18 protein-coding genes are annotated in these 20912 nt (G+C 71.0%); 11 read left to right on the forward strand and 7 right to left on the reverse strand.

Annotated features, from left to right (window positions below; all coding sequences use genetic code 11):
- On the reverse strand, positions 1-1380 hold the full coding sequence (locus tag ACZ6CV_RS26650; protein ID WP_362374098.1) for an aspartate aminotransferase family protein: 1380 nt from the start codon (positions 1378-1380) through the stop codon (positions 1-3).
- Positions 1365-1910, reverse strand: coding sequence for an Lrp/AsnC family transcriptional regulator (locus ACZ6CV_RS26655; RefSeq protein WP_355811804.1), 546 nt, complete (start codon positions 1908-1910; stop codon positions 1365-1367). Before ACZ6CV_RS26655 ends, ACZ6CV_RS26650 begins: the two co-directional genes overlap by 16 nt.
- A 165-nt stretch (positions 1911-2075) precedes the next feature.
- Between ACZ6CV_RS26655 and ACZ6CV_RS26660 the strand changes: the two genes are divergently transcribed.
- The 3 genes from ACZ6CV_RS26660 to ACZ6CV_RS26670 all read left to right on the forward strand — a co-directional run bounded on the left by ACZ6CV_RS26660 (position 2076) and on the right by ACZ6CV_RS26670 (position 7895).
- Complete coding sequence (locus tag ACZ6CV_RS26660) at positions 2076-3515, forward strand: gamma-aminobutyraldehyde dehydrogenase (RefSeq protein WP_469253180.1); 1440 nt, start codon at positions 2076-2078, stop codon at positions 3513-3515.
- A gap of 223 nt (positions 3516-3738) precedes the next feature.
- Positions 3739-6345, forward strand: a complete 2607-nt coding sequence (locus ACZ6CV_RS26665) for an MXAN_6230/SCO0854 family RING domain-containing protein (RefSeq protein WP_469253181.1) — start codon at positions 3739-3741, stop codon at positions 6343-6345.
- Between the two features lie 386 nt (positions 6346-6731).
- Complete coding sequence (locus ACZ6CV_RS26670; RefSeq protein WP_469253182.1) at positions 6732-7895, forward strand: ABC transporter substrate-binding protein; 1164 nt, start codon at positions 6732-6734, stop codon at positions 7893-7895.
- Between the two features lie 45 nt (positions 7896-7940).
- Here the strand turns inward: ACZ6CV_RS26670 and ACZ6CV_RS26675 are convergent, their stop codons facing one another.
- The 4 genes from ACZ6CV_RS26675 to ACZ6CV_RS26690 form a co-directional block, all read right to left on the reverse strand.
- A complete protein-coding gene (locus ACZ6CV_RS26675; RefSeq protein ID WP_469253183.1) occupies positions 7941-8246 on the reverse strand; it encodes a hypothetical protein in 306 nt (101 codons plus the stop codon).
- Between the two features lie 68 nt (positions 8247-8314).
- Positions 8315-9175, reverse strand: a complete 861-nt coding sequence (locus tag ACZ6CV_RS26680; RefSeq protein ID WP_469253184.1) for a DUF72 domain-containing protein — start codon at positions 9173-9175, stop codon at positions 8315-8317.
- A 22-nt stretch (positions 9176-9197) separates the two neighbouring features.
- The gene (locus tag ACZ6CV_RS26685; RefSeq protein ID WP_469253185.1) at positions 9198-9878 is read right to left on the reverse strand and encodes a glycerophosphodiester phosphodiesterase; all 681 of its coding nucleotides are present in this window, start codon (positions 9876-9878) and stop codon (positions 9198-9200) included.
- 24 nt (positions 9879-9902) lie between these two features.
- A complete protein-coding gene (locus tag ACZ6CV_RS26690; protein WP_469253186.1) occupies positions 9903-10964 on the reverse strand; it encodes an adenosine deaminase in 1062 nt (353 codons plus the stop codon).
- Positions 10965-11561: 597 nt separating this feature from the next.
- Here ACZ6CV_RS26690 and ACZ6CV_RS26695 point away from each other — a divergent pair.
- A complete protein-coding gene (locus ACZ6CV_RS26695) occupies positions 11562-11882 on the forward strand; it encodes a DUF4190 domain-containing protein (RefSeq protein WP_469253187.1) in 321 nt (106 codons plus the stop codon).
- Between the two features lie 9 nt (positions 11883-11891).
- On the opposite strand, the gene ACZ6CV_RS26700 is transcribed toward ACZ6CV_RS26695, so the two are convergent.
- A complete protein-coding gene (locus ACZ6CV_RS26700; protein WP_469253188.1) occupies positions 11892-12452 on the reverse strand; it encodes an NADAR family protein in 561 nt (186 codons plus the stop codon).
- Between the two features lie 207 nt (positions 12453-12659).
- Between ACZ6CV_RS26700 and ACZ6CV_RS26705 the strand changes: the two genes are divergently transcribed.
- From ACZ6CV_RS26705 to ACZ6CV_RS26735, 7 genes are all read left to right on the forward strand, one after another.
- Positions 12660-14162, forward strand: a complete 1503-nt coding sequence (locus ACZ6CV_RS26705) for a gamma-aminobutyraldehyde dehydrogenase (RefSeq protein ID WP_469253189.1) — start codon at positions 12660-12662, stop codon at positions 14160-14162.
- Positions 14163-14231: 69 nt separating this feature from the next.
- Positions 14232-15482: a polyamine ABC transporter substrate-binding protein gene (locus ACZ6CV_RS26710; RefSeq protein WP_469253190.1), complete on the forward strand. Its 1251-nt coding sequence runs from the start codon at positions 14232-14234 to the stop codon at positions 15480-15482.
- 137 nt (positions 15483-15619) lie between these two features.
- Positions 15620-16777: an ABC transporter ATP-binding protein gene (locus ACZ6CV_RS26715; RefSeq protein ID WP_469253191.1), complete on the forward strand. Its 1158-nt coding sequence runs from the start codon at positions 15620-15622 to the stop codon at positions 16775-16777.
- Positions 16774-17709 carry an ABC transporter permease gene (locus ACZ6CV_RS26720; RefSeq protein WP_469253192.1) on the forward strand — a complete coding sequence of 312 codons (936 nt, stop codon included), beginning with the start codon at positions 16774-16776 and terminating at the stop codon, positions 17707-17709. The genes ACZ6CV_RS26715 and ACZ6CV_RS26720 overlap by 4 nt, the downstream gene beginning before the upstream one ends.
- Positions 17709-18512: an ABC transporter permease gene (locus tag ACZ6CV_RS26725; RefSeq protein ID WP_362374123.1), complete on the forward strand. Its 804-nt coding sequence runs from the start codon at positions 17709-17711 to the stop codon at positions 18510-18512. The genes ACZ6CV_RS26720 and ACZ6CV_RS26725 overlap by 1 nt, the downstream gene beginning before the upstream one ends.
- A 55-nt stretch (positions 18513-18567) precedes the next feature.
- Positions 18568-19986, forward strand: a complete 1419-nt coding sequence (locus ACZ6CV_RS26730) for an NAD(P)/FAD-dependent oxidoreductase (RefSeq protein ID WP_469253193.1) — start codon at positions 18568-18570, stop codon at positions 19984-19986.
- A gap of 276 nt (positions 19987-20262) precedes the next feature.
- Entirely contained in the window at positions 20263-20751 is a 489-nt protein-coding gene (locus ACZ6CV_RS26735) for a hypothetical protein (RefSeq protein ID WP_469253194.1), read from the forward strand.
- The last annotated feature ends 161 nt before the right edge of the window (positions 20752-20912 follow it).

The following is a 20912-nucleotide window of genomic DNA, read 5'->3' on the forward strand; positions in this document are numbered from 1 at the left end:
TCAGAGCTTGGTCCACGCCTCGGTGAGGACCTGCCGCAGGATGCCCTCGATCTCGTCGAAGGTCTCCTGGGTGGAGATCAGCGGCGGGGCGAGCTGGACGACCGGGTCGCCGCGGTCGTCGGCACGGCAGTACAGGCCGTTCTCGTAGAGCGCCTTGGAGAGGAAGCCGTACAGGACGCGCTCGGTCTCCTCGTCGTTGAACGTCTCCTTGGTGGCCTTGTCCTTCACGAGCTCGATGCCGTAGAAGAAGCCGTTGCCGCGGACGTCGCCGACGATCGGCAGGTCGTGCAGCTTGCGCAGGGTCTGGTAGAACGCGTCCTCGTTGTCGAGCACGTGCTGGTTGAGACCCTCCTTCTCGAAGACGTCGAGGTTGGCGAGGCCGACCGCGGCCGAGACCGGGTGGCCGCCGAAGGTGTAGCCGTGCAGGAAGGTGTTGCCGCCCTTGTAGAACGGCTCGGCGAGCCTGTCCGAGATGATGCAGGCGCCGATCGGGGAGTAGCCCGAGGTCATGCCCTTGGCGCAGGTGATCATGTCCGGGACGTAGCCGAACTTGTCGCACGCGAACATCGTGCCGAGGCGGCCGAAGGCGCAGATGACCTCGTCCGAGACGAGCAGCACGTCGTACTGGTCGCAGATCTCGCGCACGCGCTGGAAGTAGCCGGGCGGGGGCGGGAAGCAGCCGCCCGCGTTCTGCACCGGCTCCAGGAAGACGGCGGCGACCGTCTCGGGGCCCTCGAAGAGGATCTCCTGCTCGATCTGGTCGGCGGCCCAGCGGCCGAAGGCCTCGGGGTCGTCGCCGTGGATCGGGGCGCGGTAGATGTTGGTGTTCGGCACCTTGTGGGCGCCGGGGACCAGCGGCTCGAAGGGGGCCTTGAGGGCCGGCAGGCCGGTGATGGACAGGGCGCCCTGCGGGGTGCCGTGGTAGGCGACCGCGCGGGAGATGACCTTGTACTTCGTGTGGTTGCCGGTGAGCTTGTGGTACTGCTTCGCCAGCTTCCACGCGGTCTCGACGGCCTCGCCGCCACCGGTGGTGAAGAAGACCTTGTTCAGGTCGCCCGGAGCGTAGTCCGCGAGGCGCTCGGCGAGCTCGACGGCCTTCGGGTGGGCGTAGCTCCACACCGGGAAGAAGGCGAGCTCCTGAGCCTGCTTGTACGCGGTCTCGGCGAGCTCGTGACGACCGTGGCCGGCGTTGACCACGAAGAGGCCGGAGAGGCCGTCGAGGTACTTCTTGCCCTTGTCGTCGTAGATGTAGGTGCCCTCGCCACGCACGATGGTGGGCACGGGTGCGTTCTCGTAGTCCGACATGCGGGTGAAGTGCATCCACAAGTGGTCGTACGCGGTTCGGCTGAGGTCCTTGCTCACGGCTATCGGGTTCCCCACATATAGGTCTGCTTCTTGAGCTTGAGGTAGACGAAGCTCTCGGTGGAGCGCACGCCGGGGAGGGCGCGGATGCGCTTGTTGATGACTTCGAGCAGGTGGTCGTCGTCTTCGCAGACGATCTCCACGAGGAGGTCGTGCGAGCCCGCGGTCATCACCACGTACTCGGCCTCCGGCATGGCGGCCACGGCGTCCGCGACCGGGTCCACATCGCCCTCGACGTCGATGCCGACCATCGCCTGCCTGCGGAAGCCCACGGTGAGCGGGTCCGTGACGGCGACGATCTGCATGACGCCCTGGTCGAGCAGCTTCTGGACGCGCTGGCGCACGGCCGCCTCGGACAGGCCCACGGCCTTGCCGATGGCGGCGTACGGGCGGCGTCCGTCCTCCTGGAGCTGCTCGATGATCGCCAGGGAGACGGCGTCCACGGGGGGAGTGCCGTTCCCATTGCCGCTTCCGCCCGGGTTTCCGGTGCGGGAGCCGCGGGGGCTGCTGGGGTCTGCGCTGCGACTGGCCACGACCTCACTGTGCACGACGTCTCGTCACTTCCGCAAGGCCAGATCGATGAAATTCGTTGTCTGTGGCTTCAATCATCACGGATTCCGCAGTTCTGGGCCGCTGGGTATGTTGAAAGCGTCGGTATAGCGACTAGGGTGGGTGTCTCATCCACTGGACATCTGACTTGGAGGGCCGCGGAAGTGACCACCGAGCTGCGCCGTCTGCGCAACTACATCAACGGAGAATTCCGGGACGCGGCCGACGGACGGACCACCGAGGTCATCAATCCGGCGACCGGCGAGGCCTACGCCACCGCGCCGCTGTCGGGTCAGGCCGACGTGGACGCCGCGATGAAGGCCGCCGCCGACGCGTTCCCCGCCTGGCGCGACCTGACGCCCGCCGAGCGGCAGAAGGCCCTGCTCAAGATCGCCGACGCGTTCGAGGAGCGGGCCGAGGAGCTCATCGCGGCCGAGGTCGAGAACACGGGCAAGCCGATCGGACTCACCCGGTCCGAGGAGATCCCGCCCATGGTCGACCAGATCCGCTTCTTCGCGGGCGCGGCCCGGATGCTCGAAGGCCGCGCGGCCGGCGAGTACATGGAGGGTCTGACCTCCATCGTCCGCCGTGAGCCGATCGGTGTCTGCGCGCAGGTCGCGCCGTGGAACTACCCCATGATGATGGGCGTCTGGAAGTTCGCCCCGGCGCTCGCCGCGGGCAACACGGTCGTCCTCAAGCCGTCGGACACGACGCCCGCGTCGACCGTCCTGATGGCCGAGATCATCGGCTCCATCGTGCCGCCCGGCGTCTTCAACGTCGTCACCGGCGACCGCGACACCGGCCGCGCCATGGTCGAGCACCCCACCCCCGCGATGGCCTCCATCACCGGCTCCGTGCGCGCCGGCATGCAGGTCGCCGAGTCCGCCTCCAAGGACCTCAAGCGGGTCCACCTGGAGCTGGGCGGCAAAGCGCCGGTCGTCGTGTTCGAGGACACCGACATCGCCAAGGCCGTCGAGGACATCTCGGTCGCGGGCTTCTTCAACGCGGGCCAGGACTGTACGGCCGCCACGCGCGTGCTCGTCCACGAGTCCATCCACGACGAGTTCGTGACGGCGCTCGCCAAGGCCGCCGCCGACACGAAGACCGGCCAGCCGGACGACGAGGACGTGCTCTTCGGCCCGCTCAACAACGCCAACCAGCTGAAGCAGGTCTCCGGCTTCATCGACCGCCTCCCGGCCCACGCCAAGGTCGAGGCGGGCGGTCAGCGGGTCGGCGAGAAGGGCTACTTCTACGCGCCGACCGTCGTCTCGGGCCTCAAGCAGGACGACGAGATCATCCAGAACGAGGTCTTCGGCCCCGTCATCACCGTGCAGTCCTTCACGGACGAGGCGCAGGCCGTCGAGTACGCGAACGGCGTCGAGTACGCGCTCGCGTCCTCGGTGTGGACCAAGGACCACGCGCGCGCGATGCGGATGTCCAAGGTGCTCGACTTCGGCTGCGTGTGGATCAACACGCACATTCCCCTCGTCGCCGAGATGCCGCACGGTGGCTTCAAGAAGTCCGGCTACGGCAAGGACCTGTCGTCGTACGGGTTCGACGACTACACGCGCATCAAGCACGTGATGACGTCCATCGAGGGTTGAGCCCTCGAGGGTTGAGCCCTTACGCCTCTCCGTCCACCCGCTCGCCGGGACAGGCGGGCCGAGGGCGGAGGTAAATCGTGTGACCCCGGAGCCGCCCCCGCGTACCGTTGCGTACGCGGGGGCGGCTCCGTGGTGTGCTTCCTTCTTTCTTCTTCTGCTAAAAGATTCGTAGCGCACCCACTCTCCGTCCCCGCTTCTTTCTGCACCACGGGGGTGGGACCTGATGACGACGACCGACACGCTCTCCGGTCTGCTGCTGCGCCGCGGGCAGAGCGTGTACGTGCCCGAAGGCTCCGGGCCGTCCGCCGTGACCGAGGCAGGCGTCGTCGTCCTCGAAGCCGAACTCGCCGACCGCGGCCACCTGTTGACCGCACCACTGCGCCGCGCGCTGACCCGGCTGTCCGTCGAGGACCTCGCGGCGACCGGGCGCGCACTGCTCGCCGGCGTCGACGCCCTGATGGGCTCCGACCGGCGCCACGCGCCGCTGTTCGAGCGGTTCCCCGCCGAGACCGCCTACCAGCCCGCGTACGAGCGCTACACCTCCGTCGTCGCCGAGCACCTCGCCGCCCAGCCGCACCAGCCCTGCATGAACTGCGCGAGCGCCACGGCACGCGTGCGCGCGCTCGACCCCTGCGCCCACCTCCTCTGCGACGACTGCCTCGGCGCGAAGAAGGTCCCCTGGAACTGCTGCGACCAGTGCTGCGAGTGGTACGCGTGCCCGATCTGCGACCGGCGTTACGAGACCGACGGGCCCACCGAACCGTGGCTCGACACCGGCGCCGGGCCCGGCGGTGACGGCGGCCCCGTCCTGCGCACCCTGCGCCTCGGCGCGCCCGGCGACGCCGCCGCCGAACTCGCCGCGCTGCTCGCCCGCCGCACCCCGCTGAACCGGCAGGACCACGACGACCTCGTCCTGCTCCTCGGCCACCTCGACCCGGCCGCCGCCGCCGACTGGCTGCCGCCGGCCGTCCCGCTGCGCGAGAGCAAGGCGCTCGCCCTCGCGCCGCTCCTCGACCTGCCGGCGGTGCGGCCGCTGGTCGCGCGGTACGCGGACACCGCCACCGACGTGCTGCGCATCCTCGTCGTACGCTCCGGCGGCGACCCCGACCTGCTCGAACTCCCGCGCCTGCGCGGCCTCCCGCGCCCCGTGCGCCGCGAACTCCTCACCCTGCTCGACGGGTTCGACTTCCGGCGCCTCGCCGAGGACATGGCACGCCACCCGCGCGCGTGGCAGCGGGCCGGTGAGATCCTGCACCCCTTCGAGCAGGCCCACCGCCACGCGCGCGTGGCGCTCGCCTTCGCCGCCCTGCGCTCCACCCGCGTCGGCGACGACGCGCTCGGCGAGGTGCTGCTCGCCGAGGCCGCCCGGCACGACGACGTCCGCCTCGCCGGCGACCGGCTGCGGATCGTCACCTGGCAGGCCCGCGTCGAGGAGGCGCTGGCCCGCTGGGACACCGAGGCCGCCGTCCCGCTGCTGCGCCAGCGCCCCGGCGAACTCCTGCGCCGCCTCGACGTGTTGCTGGCCCGCTCGGGCGCGACGACGCTGCCGGACACCGTCGGCGCGGCGCTCGCCGACGTCCTGCCGCGCTCCGGCCCCGGCCCGCTGCTCGGCGCGTACGGCCGGATGAAGATCCGCGCGGTGCCGGGCCACCGCCGCGTCTTCTTCCCGCGCGGGCGGGTGACCAAGGCGTACGCCATCGAGGACCACCGGCCGCCGCTGCCCGCCCGGGTCGCGGGCCGCGCGGGCGAGCTGATCGAGGCGGAGGCGGTGCGGCGGCTGGCCGCACGGGCGGGGGAGCGGTACGACGTGGCCGTCCTGGACGCCGCGCTCGCCGACCTGCCGGTGCCGTTCGCCGAGCGCGCCTCGGCCGCGTCGCTGGTCGCCGTCCCTCGCGGCAGCTCGCTGCCCCTGCCCGCGGACAGCGAGACCGTACGGCTCTTCCTGCACTGGACCCAGCCCCAGGGCACGCGCGTCGACCTCGACCTGTCCGTCGCCCTCTACGACGACCTGTGGCGCTTCATCGGCCTCTGCGACTACACGAACCTGGAGTACGCGGGCGGCGCCGCCCGGCACTCCGGGGACCTGACCTCCGCGCCCGCCCCGCACGGCGCGACCGAGTACCTGGACCTCCACCCGGCGCGCCTCGCGCACACCGGGGTGCGGTTCGTGGTGCCCGTCGTCCTCTCGTACAACGACATCCCCTTCGACGAACTCCCGGACGCCTTCGCGGGGTTCATGGCCGTCGAGGGCAAGGAGCGGGCCGTCTACGACCCGCGCACGGTCCGGCAGCGCTTCGACCTCGCGGGCGACGCGAAGCTGGGCGTGCCGATGATCGTCGACCTGCGGACGCGGCGCGCGTGGTGGACCGACGTCACCCTCGCCACCACGGGCCTCGGCCACGACGTGTGGCGCTACCGCAAGCAGATCGGCCGGGCGGGCAACGACCTGCTCGACACCTTCCAGCCGTGCGGCCGCGCCACCCTCTGGGACCTGGCCTGCTGGACGGCGGCGGCCCGCACCGACGGCGACGTGTACGTGCGCGGCCGCGGCCACGTCCTGTGGGGCTACCGCCGCGCGGAGGACGAGCCGCGGGCCGACTTCGCGCTGCGCATACGGGACGGCTGGGAGCCGGACGCGCCGCGCGCGGAGCCGGGGCCGGAGCTCGCTGGTCGGCGGGCCCTTCTCGCCCTGCTGCACGGGGAGTTGGCGGGCGCGGAGGGGGTCGCGTCCGGCACGGCGTACCGGCTCTACCCGGGGCCGGTCGACGGGGCGCCGCTGGAGCGGGTCACGGCGGGGGATCTGGCGGGGTGGCTGGAGCCGGCGGAGTGATCCTGGTCCGCTGAGCGGAGGCTGGAACGGGCGGCGGAGACGGGCAGTCGCAACCGGTGCTCGAATCGGGAGCGGAGACGGGCAGCCGTAACCGGTGCTCGAAACGGGCGGCGGAAATGGGCAGCCGCCACCGCCGCTCGAAACGGGCAGCGGAGACGGGCAGCCGCCACCGCCGCTTGAAACGGGCAGCGGAGACGGGTAGCCGCCACCGCCGCTCGAAACGGGCGGCGGAAACGGGCAGCCGCAACCGGCGCTCGAAATGGGCAGCTGATCGACAAGGTGTCGGCTCCGGGCGGCGGGGCTCGACGCTGCGTCCATTGCGGGTGCCCCGCGGGCGGGCGCATGCTGCCGGGGTGCGAGCGAACCCCGGCCCCATAGCCTCCCCCGTGTCCCGCCGTTCCCTGCTGCGCGCCCTCGGCGGCGGCGCGGCCGTCAGCACGCTCGCGGGATGCGGGGTGCCCGCCGCGTACATCGCGCCGGGGGACCGGGCGGCGGGCGACCGCTCGGCGCGCGACAAGAGGCTGACGTTCGCCAACTGGCCGCTGTACATCGACACCGACGACGACAACAAGACGAAGCGCCCCTCGCTGGACGCCTTCGAGAAGCGGACCGGCATCGACGTCCGCTACACGGAGGAGATCAACGACAACGACGAGTTCTTCGGCAAGATCAGCCCGTCCCTGATGAACCACCAGGAGACCGGCCGCGACCTCATCGTCATCAGCGACTGGATGTGCGCGCGGTTCGTGCGGCTCGGCTGGGTCCAGGAGATGGACCGGGCGCGCCAGCCGAACGTCACCAAGTACCTGGACCCACTGCTCCGCTCGCCGCACTTCGACCCGGGCCGGAAGTTCTCCGTGCCGTGGCAGTCGGGCATCACCGGCATCGCGTACAACAAGCGCAAGGTCGGCCGGGAGATCAAGCACGTCTCCGACCTGTGGGCCGACGACCTCAAGGGGCGGGTCACGCTCCTCTCCGGCCTGGACGAGGCGTTCGCGCTGCTGCTGCAGGGCGACGGCGTCGACATCACGAAGTGGACGGCGGACGACTTCCACCGGATGTGCGACAAGGTCGAGAAGATGGTGCACTCCCACCACATCCGCCGCTTCACCGGCAATGACTACATCAAGGACCTCTCCAGCGGCGACGTGCTGGCCTGCCAGGCCTACAGCGGCGACGTGATCCAACTCCAGGCGGACGACCCGGACATCGAGTTCGTCGTCCCCGAGGAGGGCGCCGAGCTGTGGGCGGAGTCCCTGATGATCCCCAACCTGGCCCGCCACAAGCGCAACGCCGAACGGCTCGTCGACTACTACTACGAGCCGGAGGTCGCGGCGGAGCTCGCGGCCTGGGTCAACTACGTCTGCCCGGTCCCGGCCGCCCGCGACATCCTCGCCTCCTCCAAGGACAAGGAGCGCGCGGCCCTCGCGGAGGACCCGCTGATCTTCCCGGACGACGCGATGCGGGGGCGCCTGGCGATCGCGCGGGACATCACGTCGAAGGAGCGGACGGAGTTCGCGAAGCGGTGGAATGCGTTGGTGGGGTTGTAGGGGGCAGGCCCTCGTCGCCCTCCCCGCCCCACCCGGCAGCCCGCGTCAGCGGCGTCGCCGCAGGGCTTTGCCGGCGTCCTGTGCCGCGTACGTCAGCTCCAGCCGCCACGTCGCCAGCTTGTCCAGCACCTTCGACGCGACCACGCGCCACTTGAACCACAGCGGCAGCTCGCGGAACGGCACGTGGTCGAGGGTGTCGTCGACGGCCGTCTCGGCGAATCCGCGGTGGCCCTCCGCCCGCAGGGCGGCGTACAGCTCGGGGGTGAGGGTGCCGTTCATCCGGGCCGCTGTGCCGGCCGCGGTGTACGCGAAGCCGCGCTGTCCGCGGTCCGGCAGCCGCATCAGTTTCACTCGGCTGTCACGGTCAACCTTCCTTCCCGGGACGTCTTCCCGGGGCGCCTGCCCGGGGCGGGCCGACCTCACCTGTGTACGGCCGCCCCGCCCACCAGCCGGTCCATCCTCTCCGCCGCCCGCACCGCCGCGTCCCCGCAGCAGTTGTTGAACAGGACGTGGACCTCGTCCGCGCGCTCCGCCATCGACCGTATGCGGGGGAGCCACTGGGTGAGTTCCGCCTCCGTGTAGGCGTGGCGGAACTTGTCCTCCTTGGAGCCCGTGCCCCACGCCTCGCTCCGGCCGTGGAAACGGATCACCGCGTGGCGGGGCGAGGTGACCGGGGCCGTCGGGGGCATGGAGTGCGGCAGGCCCTGCGCCGTGTCGACAGCCACCGCCGAGAGGTCCAACTCCGACAGGAGCGCCGTCGTACGGGACCCGTGGTCCTCGTCCCACCAGTCCGGGTGGCGGAACTCCACCGCCACCGGCCAGCCCGCGGTGCGGCGCGCGCACTCCTTCAGCGCGTTCTCCGCGCGGGCGCCCGGCGTGAACCACGGCGGGAACTGGAAGAGCAGGGTTCCGAGTCGGTCCGCCGCGCGCAGCGGTTCGAGGGCGTCGCGGAAGTGCTGCCAGACGGTGTCCAGCAGTTCGGGGTCCAGTGGTCGGCCGCGCAGCTCGGGCGGGAGCGCCGTCTGCCGGGTCGGATGTCCGGTCAGCAGCGAGAACGCCTTCACGTCGAAGCGGAAACCGTCCGGCGTGCGCTCCGCCCACAGCCGGCAGGTGCGGCTCTGCGGGAGCGCGTAGTACGTCGAGTCGACCTCCACCACGGGGAAGTTGTCGGCGTAGTGCCGCAGTCTGCCCTCGGCGTCCTTGCGCCCGCGCGGGTACCAGCCGCTGGCCATCAGCGCGCGGTCCGTCCACGAACAGGTCCCCACCAGAATCTCGCTCATCCGGCCCGGGTACCCCGAAGTGTCAGGGAGTGCGCAGTGCGGTCAGGACGTCGACGCGGTTGGTGGTGATCGAGTCGACGCCCGTGTCGAGCAGCCGCCGCATCGAGCGGCGGGTGTCCGGGGTCCACGCCGAGACGAGCAGGCCCTGCCGGTGCACCTGGGCGACCAGGTCGCGGGTGACCAGCGGGAAGCGGTAGTTGAGCCAGCGCGGCTTCACCGCGTCCAGCAGGACGGGGCGGGGCGGCGCCAGGGTCGTCCAGGTCAGCGCGATCTCGGCGGCCGGGTCCGCCTCGCGCACGGCCAGCATCGTCCGTCCGCCCGCGCAGTAGTACACGCGCTCCGCCGCGCCGCTCTGCGCGACGACGCCGACGACCGCGCGGACGTCGTCGTACGTCGCGCCCGGCAGATCGATCATGAGCCGGTGCCCCGCGGTCGCCGCGAGGGCCGCCTCCAGGGTCGGCACGCCGCCCTCGGTCAGCCCTTCGACCTCGGCGGCGGAGAGCGCGGCGAGCGGCCGCGCGTATCCCCACAGGCGTTCGAGTGTCGTGTCGTGCAGCAGGACGGGCACGCCGTCGCTGGTCAGGCGGACGTCGACCTCCACCGCGTCCGCGCCCCGGTCGAGCGCGGAGCGCAGGGAGGGCAGGGTGTTCTCACGGACGCGGTAGGGGTCGCCTCGGTGGGCCACAGCAGTCACGGTGCGCATGGGCCCATTGTGGTGCCGCTGTTCCTAGCGGGCGAGCCACGCCTCCGTGTACGTGTCGATCTCCTCGGCGATCCGGGCCTTGCCTGCCGGGTCGAGGAAGGACGCGTCGACGGCGTTCTTCGCCAGCGCCGCGATGCCGCGTTCGTCGAGGTCCAGGAGGCGGGCGGCCACCGCGTACTCGTTGTTCAGGTCGGTGCCGAACATCGGCGGGTCGTCGGAGTTGACCGTCACGAGCACCCCGGCGTCGACGAACTGACGGATCGGGTGCTCGTCGAGGGTGCGCACGGCGCGGGTCGCGATGTTCGAGGTGGGGCAGACTTCCAGCGGGATGCGGTGCTCGGCCAGGTGGGCGAGGAGTTTCGGGTCCTGGGCGGACGTGGTGCCGTGCCCGATCCGCTCGGCGCGCAGGTGGGTGAGGGCGTCCCAGACCGTCTCGGGTCCCGTGGTCTCGCCGGCGTGCGGGACGGAGTGCAGGCCCGCGGCGATGGCGCGGTCGAAGTACGGCTTGAACTGCGGGCGCGGCACGCCGATCTCGGGCCCGCCGAGCCCGAAGGAGACCAGGCCCTCGGGGCGCAGCGCGTCGGTGGTGGCGAGCCGCACCGTCTCCTCGGCCGACTCGAGCCCGGCCTCGCCGGGGATGTCGAAGCACCAGCGCAGTACGGTGCCGAACTCGGCCTCGGCGGCCTTGCGGGCGTCCTCGATGGCGGCCATGAAGGCGCGGTCGTCGATGCCGCGGCGGACGGAGGAGTACGGGGTGATGGTCAGCTCGGCGTAGCGGACGTTCTGCCGTGCCATGTCGCGGGCCACCTCGAAGGTGAGCAGGCGGACGTCGTCCGGGGTGCGGATCAGGTCCACGACGGAGAGGTACACCTTGATGAAGTGCGCGAAGTCCGTGAACGTGAAGTAGTCGACGAGCGCCTCGGGGTCGGTCGGCACCGCCGAGTCGGGGTGCCGGGCGGCGAGCTCGGAGACGATGCGGGGGGAGGCCGATCCCACGTGGTGCACGTGCAGTTCCGCCTTGGGCAGGCCCTCGATGAAGGCGTGCGGGTCTGCGGCGGTGCTGGCCGCGGTCTGCTGGTCGGTCACGGTTTCCTCCCCAGGAACGGGCTTGATCGGCTGATCGATGGGTCGGGGATCATCGTAGGCGGCGGGCCGGATGGGCCGGATGGGGCGGGCCGGGGCCGCAGCATGACGGAGCGTAGGAAACATGACGGAGCGTAGGAAAACGGATGAAAGAGGTGACCCGTGATGTCCGCCGGTTCCGAGGGCGACAACGAGGGCGGTGCGGAGGCGCCGGAAGAACGGGATCCTTGGGCGCCGCCGGCTGAAGACGCGAAGGCGCCGGGTCGGGGGTCGGGTCCGTCCGGTGGTTCCGCGTCCGTGCACGACCAGTGGACGGTCACGTCGATGCCGGGGGCTTACCCCCCTCCGGTCCAGGGGCCGGGCCCGCACGCGGCACCTCCCGTCGGCAACCCCTTCGCCGCGCCCGGCGAGCCCGTGCCGCCACCCCCGATCTCGCCGGACGGACCGGGCCGGATGCCGTACGGGTATGAGTACGGGCACGGACACGGGTACGGGTATCCGGGGCCGCCCGGCGGCGCTCCGGGGTACGGCTACCCGGGTCAGCAGGGGTACCCCGGCTACCAGGGGGCCCCGGGCGCGCCCGGGTACGGATGGCCCGCCATGCCGATGGCGCCAGCGAACGGCATGGGCGTGGCCGGACTCGTCCTGGGGATCATCGCGGCGGTCGGCTTCTGTCTGTGGCCGCTGGCGATCGTCGTCGGCATCCTCGCGGTGATCTTCGGCGCGATCGGGCGCCGGAAGGCGCGGCGAGGCGAGGCGACCAACGGAGGACAGGCCCTCGCGGGCATCATCTGCGGGGCGGCGGGGATCGTCCTGAGCATCGCCGTCCTGGTGATCCTGCTCGTGGTGCCGGACGAGGACACCGACGCGGCGCGCTCCGAGGCCCCGGCCGTCGCCACCTCGTCGACCCTGGGGCGCTAGCCCCACAGGTCACCCCATCCGCCCCCGCGCCTCCATCAGCGCGAAGCCGAGCAGGTTCGGCCCGAGCCATCGGGCCGGGTCCGTTATCCGTGGGTCGTCCGCCGCCAGGCCCACGCCCCAGACGCGGTCCAGGGGGCTCGCCTCGACCAGGACGCGACTCCCCGTCCCCCGCAGGAACGCCCCGAGCGCCGGGTCCGACGTGAACTTGTGGACGCTGCCCTCGACCACGATCCCGTACCGCTCACGGGCCCAGGTCGCCTCGTCGAAGTCCCGTACGAGCCGTCCCGCCTTCTTCGCCTCCGCGGGGGTGCGGGCCGTGCGCGCCGCGTGCTCCGCGTCCGCGTCGCCGAAGAGGCGGGCCTTGGCGGCCATCATCCAGTGCTCGGCCGTCGCGTACGCCACGCCGTCCACCGTGAACGGCGCCGGCCACCACTGGCTGAGACAGCTCGCCCCCAGGGTGCCGTCGCGGCGCGGGGTGTGGCCCCAGAAGGGCAGGTACTTCACCTTCTCGCCGGCGCGCACCGCCCGGACCAGCGTCTCCACCGAGCGCACCGCCTCGATCTCCGTCATGCACGCGAGTGTGGCAGGCACCACTGACACTCCGTCCCTGGTTTTCCGCGAGCACTCGACACCTGGTCGACAGAATTCGTCGCGTAACCAAAAGGCAACAACGGAATCACTTGTTGGGCTATCACGGCTCTGTCAGGATCGGCACTCAAATCGATCTGGAGCTACGCCGACCCCCGCGGGACGGGGAGGGCGGCGGAGGAGAGCGTCATGCACAACTTCCAGGCGCAGGACCACTTCGCGGACGGCGCGCAGTACATCGCCGGCCGGCTGACCAAGGGAACCTCGGGCCGTACCCACGCCGTCGTCGACCCCGCCACGGGCGACGACGTCCTCACGTACGAGCTGGCCGGAAGAGACGACGTGGATGCCGCCGTCGCCGCGGCTGCCGAGGCCTTCCCCGGCTGGGCGGGCGCCACCCCGGGCGAGCGCTCCGACGCCCTGCACCGCTTCGCGGGCGTGCTCGCCGACCGTGCCGAGGAGTTCGCGCAGGCCGAGTCGGTGCAGTGCGGCAAGCCGATCAAGCTGAGCCGCGAGTTCGACGTCCCGGGGACGGTCGACAACGCCGCCTTCTTCGCCGGTGCGGCCCGCCATCTGCAGGGCCAGTCGGCCGGCGAGTACACCGGCGACCACACCTCGTACGTACGCCGTGAGCCCATCGGCGTCGTCGGCTCCATCGCGCCCTGGAACTACCCCCTCCAAATGGCCGCCTGGAAGGTCCTGCCGGCGATCGCCGCGGGCAACACCATCGTCCTGAAGCCCGCCGAGCTGACCCCCTTCACCTCGCTCCTGTTCGCGCAGGCCGCCACCGAGGCCGGCATCCCCGACGGCGTCCTCAACATCGTCTCGGGCGCGGGCAAGGACGCCGGCGAGCACCTGGTGGGCCACCCCGACGTCGCCATGACCTCCTTCACCGGCTCCACCGGCGTCGGCAAGCGCGTCGCCGAGATCGCCACCGCCACCGTCAAGCGGCTGCACCTGGAGCTCGGCGGCAAGGCGCCCTTCGTGGTGTTCGACGACGCCGACCTGGAGGCCGCCGTGCACGGCGCCGTCGCCGGCGCGCTCATCAACTCCGGGCAGGACTGCACGGCCGCCACGCGCGCGTACGTGCAGCGTCCGCTGTACGACGCTTTCGTGCAGGGCGTCGCCGACCTCATGGAGACCGTGCGGCTCGGCGACCCGTTCGACCCCGGCACCGACATGGGGCCGCTCATCTCGCACGCGCACCGCGACCGCGTCGCCGGGTTCGTCGACCGGGCCCGCTCCTACGCGCGCGTGGTGACCGGCGGCGAGGCGCTCACCCACCCCGGCGCGTACTACAAGCCGACCCTCGTCGCCGACGCCGCGCAGGACAGCGAGATCGTGCAGGCCGAGATCTTCGGGCCGGTGCTCGTCGTGCTGCCCTTCGACTCCGACGACGAGGGCATCCGGCTCGCCAACGACACCCCGTACGGCCTCGCCGCCTCCGCCTGGAGCCGCGACGTCTTCCGCGCCAACCGCGCCACCCGCGAGATCAAGGCCGGCTGCGTCTGGGTCAACGACCACATCCCGATCCTCAGCGAGATGCCGCACGGCGGTTACAAGGCGTCCGGCTACGGCAAGGACATGTCCGCGTACTCGTTTGAGGAGTACACGCAGGTCAAGCACGTCATGTTCGACAACACCGCGGTGGTCCGCAAGGACTGGCACCGCACGATCTTCGGGGACCGGTAGTCAGGTAGCCACGTCGACCCAGGCCGCGTGACCGGCGGCCGCCTTCCTCCCGAAAGGGCAATCACGCGCATGGAGCAGTACGAGCCCGAACGCCTCTCCCCGGCCCAGCGGGCCGCCATGCACCGCAGCCTCACCCACGGCAGGGCCGCCCTGACCCGCCGTACCCTGCTGCGCGCCTCCACGGGCGGCGCGCTCGCCGTCGGCGGACTCGGGGGCCTGAGCGCCTGCGGGATCCCCGCGGCGGGCAAGAGCCAGGGCGAGGTCTCGTCCGAGGACCACTCGGGCCAGGAGAAGCGGATCTCCTTCTCCAACTGGACCGAGTACATGGACGTCGACGAGAAGGACAAGAACCGGCGGCCGACCCTGGAGGCGTTCACCGAGCGCACCGGGATCGAGGTCAAGTACACCGAGGACATCAACGACAACGTCGAGTTCTTCGGGAAGCTGAAGCCGCAGCTCGCGGCGGGCCAGGACACCGGGCGCGACCTCATCTGCGTCACCGACTGGCTGGCGGCCCGGCTCATCCGCCTCGGCTGGGTGCAGAAGCTGGACCCGGCCAACCTGCCGCACGCGTACAGCAACCTCTCCGCCCAGTTCCGCGACCCCGACTGGGACCCCGGCCGCGCCTACTCCTACCCCTGGACGGGCATCTCCACGGTCATCGCGTACAACAAGAAGGCGACCGGCGGAAAGAAGATCACCTCGGTCTCCGAGCTGCTCGACGATCCCAAGCTGAAGGGACGCGTGGGGTTCCTCTCGGAGATGCGCGACAGCGTCGGCATGACGCTCATCGACATGGGCAAGGATCCCGCGGACTTCACCGACGATGACTTCGACGCGGCCATCGCCCGCCTGCAGAAGGCCGTCGACAAGAAGCAGATCCGCCGCTTCACCGGCAACGACTACACCTCGGACCTGGCCAAGGGCGACATGGCCGCCTGCCTCGGCTGGGCCGGTGACATCGTGCAACTGCAGGCCGACAACCCCGACATCGGCTTCCACATCCCCGACCGGGGCTACGTCACCTCCACCGACAACCTGCTGGTCCCCATCAAGGCGCGCCACAAGCGCAACGCCGAACGGCTCATCGACTACTACTACGAGCCGGAACCGGCGGCCCGCCTCGCGGCCTACATCAACTACGTCTGCCCGGTGGACGGGGTGCGGGACGCGCTCGCGAAGATCGACCCGGACGCCGCCGCGAACCCGCTGATCCTTCCCGACAAGGAGATGAAGGAGAAGTCCCGTGCCTTCCGCTCGCTGACGTCGAAGGAAGAGACCGCGTACGAAGAGAAGTTCGCGAGGCTCACGGGAACGTAGCCGGCCGCGCCGTGGCCGGCCGTGGTTTCTCGGCCGCGGCTGCGGCCCGTCGTGGCTTGTCGCGCAGTTCCCCGCGCCCCTTGTGCGCCCCTCGCGGGGCAGCCCCTCCTCTCCCCTCGACTCTCCCTGGACCCACCATGACCACTGCTCAAGAACACGGCGGCGATGTCCGTCTCAGCGGGATCAGCAAGACGTACGGCTCCTTCACCGCCGTGCAGCCGCTCGACCTCACCGTGCCGCAGGGCTCCTTCTTCGCGCTGCTCGGCGCCTCCGGCTGCGGCAAGACCACCACGCTCCGCATGATCGCGGGCCTGGAGGAGCCCAGTTCGGGGACCGTGCACCTCGGCGACCAGGACGTCACCGCCCTGCCGCCGTACAAGCGGCCGGTGAACACCGTCTTCCAGTCGTACGCGCTCTTCCCGCACCTCGACATCTTCGAGAACGTCGCCTTCGGACTGCGCCGGCGCGGCATCAAGTCGGTCAAGGACAAGGTCGGCGAGATGCTCGACCTGGTCCAGCTCGGCGAGCAGGCCCGCAAGAAGCCGCACCAGCTCTCCGGCGGCCAGCAGCAGCGCGTCGCCGTCGCCCGCGCGCTCATCAACCACCCCAAGGTGCTCCTCCTCGACGAGCCGCTCGGCGCCCTCGACCTCAAGCTGCGCCGCCAGATGCAGCTGGAGCTCAAGCGCATCCAGACCGAGGTCGGCATCACCTTCGTGCACGTCACGCACGACCAGGAGGAGGCCATGACGATGGCCGACACCGTGGCCGTGATGAACGGCGGCCGGGTCGAACAGCTCGGCGCCCCCGCCGACCTGTACGAGAACCCGCGCACCACCTTCGTCGCCAACTTCCTCGGCACCTCCAACTTCATCGAGGCGGAGGTGCAGGGCGGCGGCGACGACCTCGTCGTCAAGGCGGGCGACTGCAAGCTGACGCTCCCCGCCGCGCGATGTACCGGGCCCACCGCCACCGGCGCGAAGGTCCTCGTCGGCGTCCGCCCGGAGAAGATCTCCCTCACCCACGCCGACGACGCCGGGCAGATCCCCGACGGCCGCAACCGCATCACCGGCCGCATCGCCGACTCCAGCTTCATCGGCGTCTCCACCCAGTACGTCGTCCGCAGCCCGCTCTGCCCCTCCTTCGAGGTGTACGCGCAGAACGTGGAGCGCGACGGCAGGCTCACCCCCGGCGCCGAGGTCGTCCTGCACTGGAACCCCGCGCACACCTTCGCCCTGGACGCCGCCCAGGACGTCCAGGCTGGCGTCGAGAAGGTCGAGGAGGACACCTCCGCATGACCACCGTGACCGACGCACCACCGCCGACGGCGCCCGCACCACAGGAGCCACCCGCGCGCGCACCCCGCAAGCGCGGCCGCCTCGTCCCCTACTGGCTGCTGCTCCCCGGCATCCTCTGGCTGATCGTCTTCTTCGCGCTGCCGCTGGTCTACCAGGCGTCGACCTCCGTGCAGACCGGCTCGCTCGAAGAGGGCTTCAAGGTCACCTGGCACTTCGCCACCTACTGGGACGCCCTCACCGACTACTGGCCGCAGTTCCTGCGCTCGGTGCTCTACGCGGGCGCCGCCACCGTCCTGTGCCTGCTGCTGGGCTATCCGCTCGCCTACCTCATCGCTTTCCGCGCGGGCCGCTGGCGCAACATCATCCTCGTCCTGGTCATCGCGCCGTTCTTCACCAGCTTCCTCATCCGCACGCTGGCGTGGAAGACGATCCTCGCCGACGGCGGCCCGGTGGTGGGCGCCCTCAACTCGCTGCACGTCCTCGACGTCACCAGCTGGCTGGGCGTCACGGCCGGCGACCGGGTCCTCGCCACCCCGCTCGCGGTGATCTGCGGCCTCACGTACAACTTCCTGCCGTTCATGATCCTGCCGCTCTACACCTCGCTGGAGCGCATCGACGGGCGGCTGCACGAGGCCGCGGGCGACCTGTACGCCACGCCCGCCACGACCTTCCGCAAGGTGACCTTCCCGCTCTCCATGCCGGGCGTCGTCTCCGGGACGCTGCTCACCTTCATCCCGGCGGCGGGCGACTACGTCAACGCCGACCTCCTCGGCTCCACCGACACGCGCATGGTCGGCAACGTCATCCAGACGCAGTTCCTGCGCATCCTGGACTACCCGACGGCCGCCGCGCTCTCCTTCATCCTCATGGCCGCCATCCTCTTCATGGTGACCTTCTACATCCGCAAGTCAGGGACGGAGGATCTCGTCTGATGGCCGCCTTCTTCCGCTGGCTGCGACGCAATGCCGTCGTCATCGCGGGCCTGTTGACGCTCGCCTATCTGCTGCTTCCCAACGTCGTCGTGACGGTGTTCTCCTTCAACAAGCCGAAGGGGCGCTTCAATTACTCCTGGCAGGAATTCTCGCTCGACGCCTGGAAGAATCCGTGCGGCGTCGCCGACATGTGCGGCTCGCTCTCGCTGAGCCTGCAGATCGCCACCTGGGCGACGATCGGCGCGACCGTGCTCGGCACGATGATCGCCTTCGCGCTCGTGCGCTACCGGTTCCGCGCGCGCGGCGCCATCAACTCGCTGATCTTCCTGCCGATGGCGATGCCCGAGGTCGTCATGGCCGCCTCGCTGCTCACGCTCTTCCTCAACATGGGCGCGCAGCTGGGCTTCTGGACGGTCCTCATCGCCCACATCATGTTCTGCCTCAGCTTCGTGGTGACCGCCGTCAAGGCGCGCGTCATGTCGATGGACCCCCGTCTGGAACAGGCCGCGCAGGACCTCTACGCCGGTCCCGTGCAGACGTTCCTGCGGGTGACGCTGCCGATCGCCGCGCCCGGCATCGCGGCGGGTGCGCTGCTCGCCTTCGCGCTCTCCTTCGACGACTTCATCATCACGAATTTCAACGCGGGCTCGACCGTGACGTTCCCCATGTTCGTCTGGGGATCGGCGCAGCGGGGCACGCCCGTTCAGATCAATGTGATCGGTACGGCGATGTTCCTCGTCGCCGTCCTGCTTGTGCTCTCCGGAATGCTCATCGGCAAACGCCGCAACAGGCAGTCCCGGTAGTACCCCGAAATACCCGGCCATGGCCTGGCCGGTAACCCTTGAAGGAGTGGAAATCATGGCCCCTGGTGCCATGACCCGTTTCACCGAGTCCCTTTCCGACGCCAAGCCGGTGTCCTTCTGGCTCGACGACCCCGCCCGGCCCTCCCCGGAGCCCGCCCTCACCGGCGACGAGCGGTGCGACCTGCTCGTCGTCGGCGGCGGGTACAGCGGCCTGTGGACCGCGCTCATCGCCAAGGAGCGCGACCCGCACCGCGACGTCGTCCTCGTCGAGGGCAAAGAGGCGGGCTGGGCCGCCTCCGGCCGCAACGGCGGCTTCTGCGCCGCCTCGCTCACCCACGGCATCGGCAACGGCCTGTCCCGCTGGCCCGGCGAGATCGCGAAGCTGGAGGAGCTCGGCGCGCGCAACCTCGACGAGATCGAGGCGGCCGTCAAGCGGTACTCCATCGACTGCGACTTCGAGCGCACCGGCGAGATCGACGTCGCCACCGAGCCGCACCAGCTGGCCGAACTCCACGAGATGTACGCGGAGATGGCCGAGCACGGCCTCGCCGACGGCTCCGAGCTGCTCGACGCGGACGCACTGCGCGAGCACGTCGACTCGCCGACGTTCCTCGGCGGCCTCTGGGACCGCGACGGCGTCGCCATGCTCAACCCGGCGAAGCTGGCGTGGGGCCTGAAGCGGGCCTGTCTGGAAAAGGGCGTACGCGTCCACGAGCACACGCCCGCCCTCGAACTGGCCTCGTCCGGCGCCGGGATGGCGGTCCGCACGCCGTACGGCAGGGTCTTCGCCGGCCAGATCGTCCTCGCCACGAACATCTTCCCCTCGCTGGTCAAGCGGCTGCGCCCGTACACCGTCCCGGTCTACGACTACGCGCTGATGACCGAGCCGCTGACCGACGAGCAGCTGGCGGCCATCGGCTGGAAGAACCGCCAGGGCCTCGGCGACAGCGCGAACCAGTTCCACTACTTCCGGCTCTCCGCCGACAACCGCATCCTGTGGGGCGGCTACGACGCGATCTATCCGTTCGGCGGCAAGGTGCGGGCGGAGTACGACGACCGGCCGGAGACCTACGCCAAGCTGGCCGGGCACTTCTTCACCTGCTTCCCGCAGTTGGAGGGGGTGCGCTTCACGCATGCGTGGGGCGGCGCGATCGACACGTGCTCGCGCTTCTCGGCGTTCTTCGGCACGGCGCACAAGGGCCGCGTCGCCTACGCGGCCGGGTACACGGGCCTCGGTGTCGGGGCCACCCGGTTCGGCGCCGACGTCATGCTGGACCTGCTCTCCGGCGAGCGCACGGAGCGTACGGAGCTGGAGATGGTCCGCACGAAGCCGCTGCCGTTCCCGCCCGAGCCGTTCGCGTGGACCGGCGTCGCCCTGACCAAGTGGTCGCTCGCCCGGTCCGACGCCAACGGCGGCAGGCGCAACCTCTGGCTCAAGACGATGGACAAGCTGGGCCTCGGCTTCGACAGCTGAGCGGCGGACGCCCGACGGCTGTGGGGTGGCGTGGCCGAAGGGTGACTGAGCGGGGTGTACGTGACCGGCGCACGCCCCGCCCGCCCCTCGCGCCCCGTTTCGCTACCAACTGGTAGCAGGAACCCGCGTAATGCCCGGCCCCGGAGCCTCTCTCCCTTGTGACGCGCGCTGTCGCGCACCGTCGTCGCAGAGGAGAGAGGTTCTGTCATGACTGGCTCGGGTGGTTCGAGTGGCACGAGTGGGTTCGGTGGCTCAGGGGGGTCCGGTGGCACCGGGATGCGGGCGGCCGTCGAATGGCTCGTGTCGGTGGCGCCGGACCCGGAGGCCTGCCGCTGGGAGTGGGAGCGCCATCCCCTGGGGGTCGCGCTGCTGCCGGCCGGGCGGGCCTGGGACGTGCTGATCCTGCCCGGCGGCCTCGGCTACGCCACGCTCGACGTGCTGACCCGCTGCGTGGACCGGCCGGGCCCCGTGCTCGTGGGCCCCGGTGACGAGCGCCTGGGGTTCTTCGTGCCGCCGGGCACCGCGTCCCGCTGGCTGGCCACGGGCGTACGGGGCGCCGGCGACGGCACGTGGATCGTCGTGCCCTACCCCGGACGGGCCTCGGGCGGCGTCCGCTGGCTGGTCCTGCCCGACGGCTCGGGCACGCTCACGGATCCGGCACTGCTCGAACGCGCGATGCACGAGGCGGCGGCGCGTCTCGCGCGGGAGGGCAGGCAGGGCTGGGAGGGCAGGGGAGCGCGGGAGAGCGGGGAGAACGGCGAGTGAGGCGCCGGACATGACGCGTGAGGCGCCGGAGACGACGAGCGAGATGCCGATGTCCCGAGTGAGGTGCCGGACCTCTTGACAACTCGATTGGTCTGGACCAAGTTGAGCGCGATCCGCCCTCCAATCCCCCCCATGCCCGGAGGCAGTTGTGGACCGTCCCT

The sequence above is a fragment of the Streptomyces sp. NPDC041713 genome (assembly GCF_055591085.1).

What these genes read in the sequence shown, in the direction of transcription:
- ACZ6CV_RS26700 (WP_469253188.1), bottom strand. Translation starts at nt 12,452, where the DNA reads ATGACGGAGATCGAGGCGGTGCGCTCGGTGGAGACGCTGGTCCGGGCG.
- ACZ6CV_RS26730 (WP_469253193.1), top strand. Translation starts at nt 18,568, where the DNA reads ATGGCCCCTGGTGCCATGACCCGTTTCACCGAGTCCCTTTCCGACGCC.
- ACZ6CV_RS26735 (WP_469253194.1), top strand. Translation starts at nt 20,263, where the DNA reads ATGCGGGCGGCCGTCGAATGGCTCGTGTCGGTGGCGCCGGACCCGGAG.
- ACZ6CV_RS26680 (WP_469253184.1), bottom strand. Translation starts at nt 9,175, where the DNA reads ATGAGCGAGATTCTGGTGGGGACCTGTTCGTGGACGGACCGCGCGCTG.
- ACZ6CV_RS26715 (WP_469253191.1), top strand. Translation starts at nt 15,620, where the DNA reads ATGACCACTGCTCAAGAACACGGCGGCGATGTCCGTCTCAGCGGGATC.
- ACZ6CV_RS26665 (WP_469253181.1), top strand. Translation starts at nt 3,739, where the DNA reads ATGACGACGACCGACACGCTCTCCGGTCTGCTGCTGCGCCGCGGGCAG.
- ACZ6CV_RS26720 (WP_469253192.1), top strand. Translation starts at nt 16,774, where the DNA reads ATGACCACCGTGACCGACGCACCACCGCCGACGGCGCCCGCACCACAG.
- ACZ6CV_RS26695 (WP_469253187.1), top strand. Translation starts at nt 11,562, where the DNA reads ATGCCGATGGCGCCAGCGAACGGCATGGGCGTGGCCGGACTCGTCCTG.
- ACZ6CV_RS26710 (WP_469253190.1), top strand. Translation starts at nt 14,232, where the DNA reads ATGGAGCAGTACGAGCCCGAACGCCTCTCCCCGGCCCAGCGGGCCGCC.
- ACZ6CV_RS26705 (WP_469253189.1), top strand. Translation starts at nt 12,660, where the DNA reads ATGCACAACTTCCAGGCGCAGGACCACTTCGCGGACGGCGCGCAGTAC.
- ACZ6CV_RS26685 (WP_469253185.1), bottom strand. Translation starts at nt 9,878, where the DNA reads ATGCGCACCGTGACTGCTGTGGCCCACCGAGGCGACCCCTACCGCGTC.
- ACZ6CV_RS26725 (WP_362374123.1), top strand. Translation starts at nt 17,709, where the DNA reads ATGGCCGCCTTCTTCCGCTGGCTGCGACGCAATGCCGTCGTCATCGCG.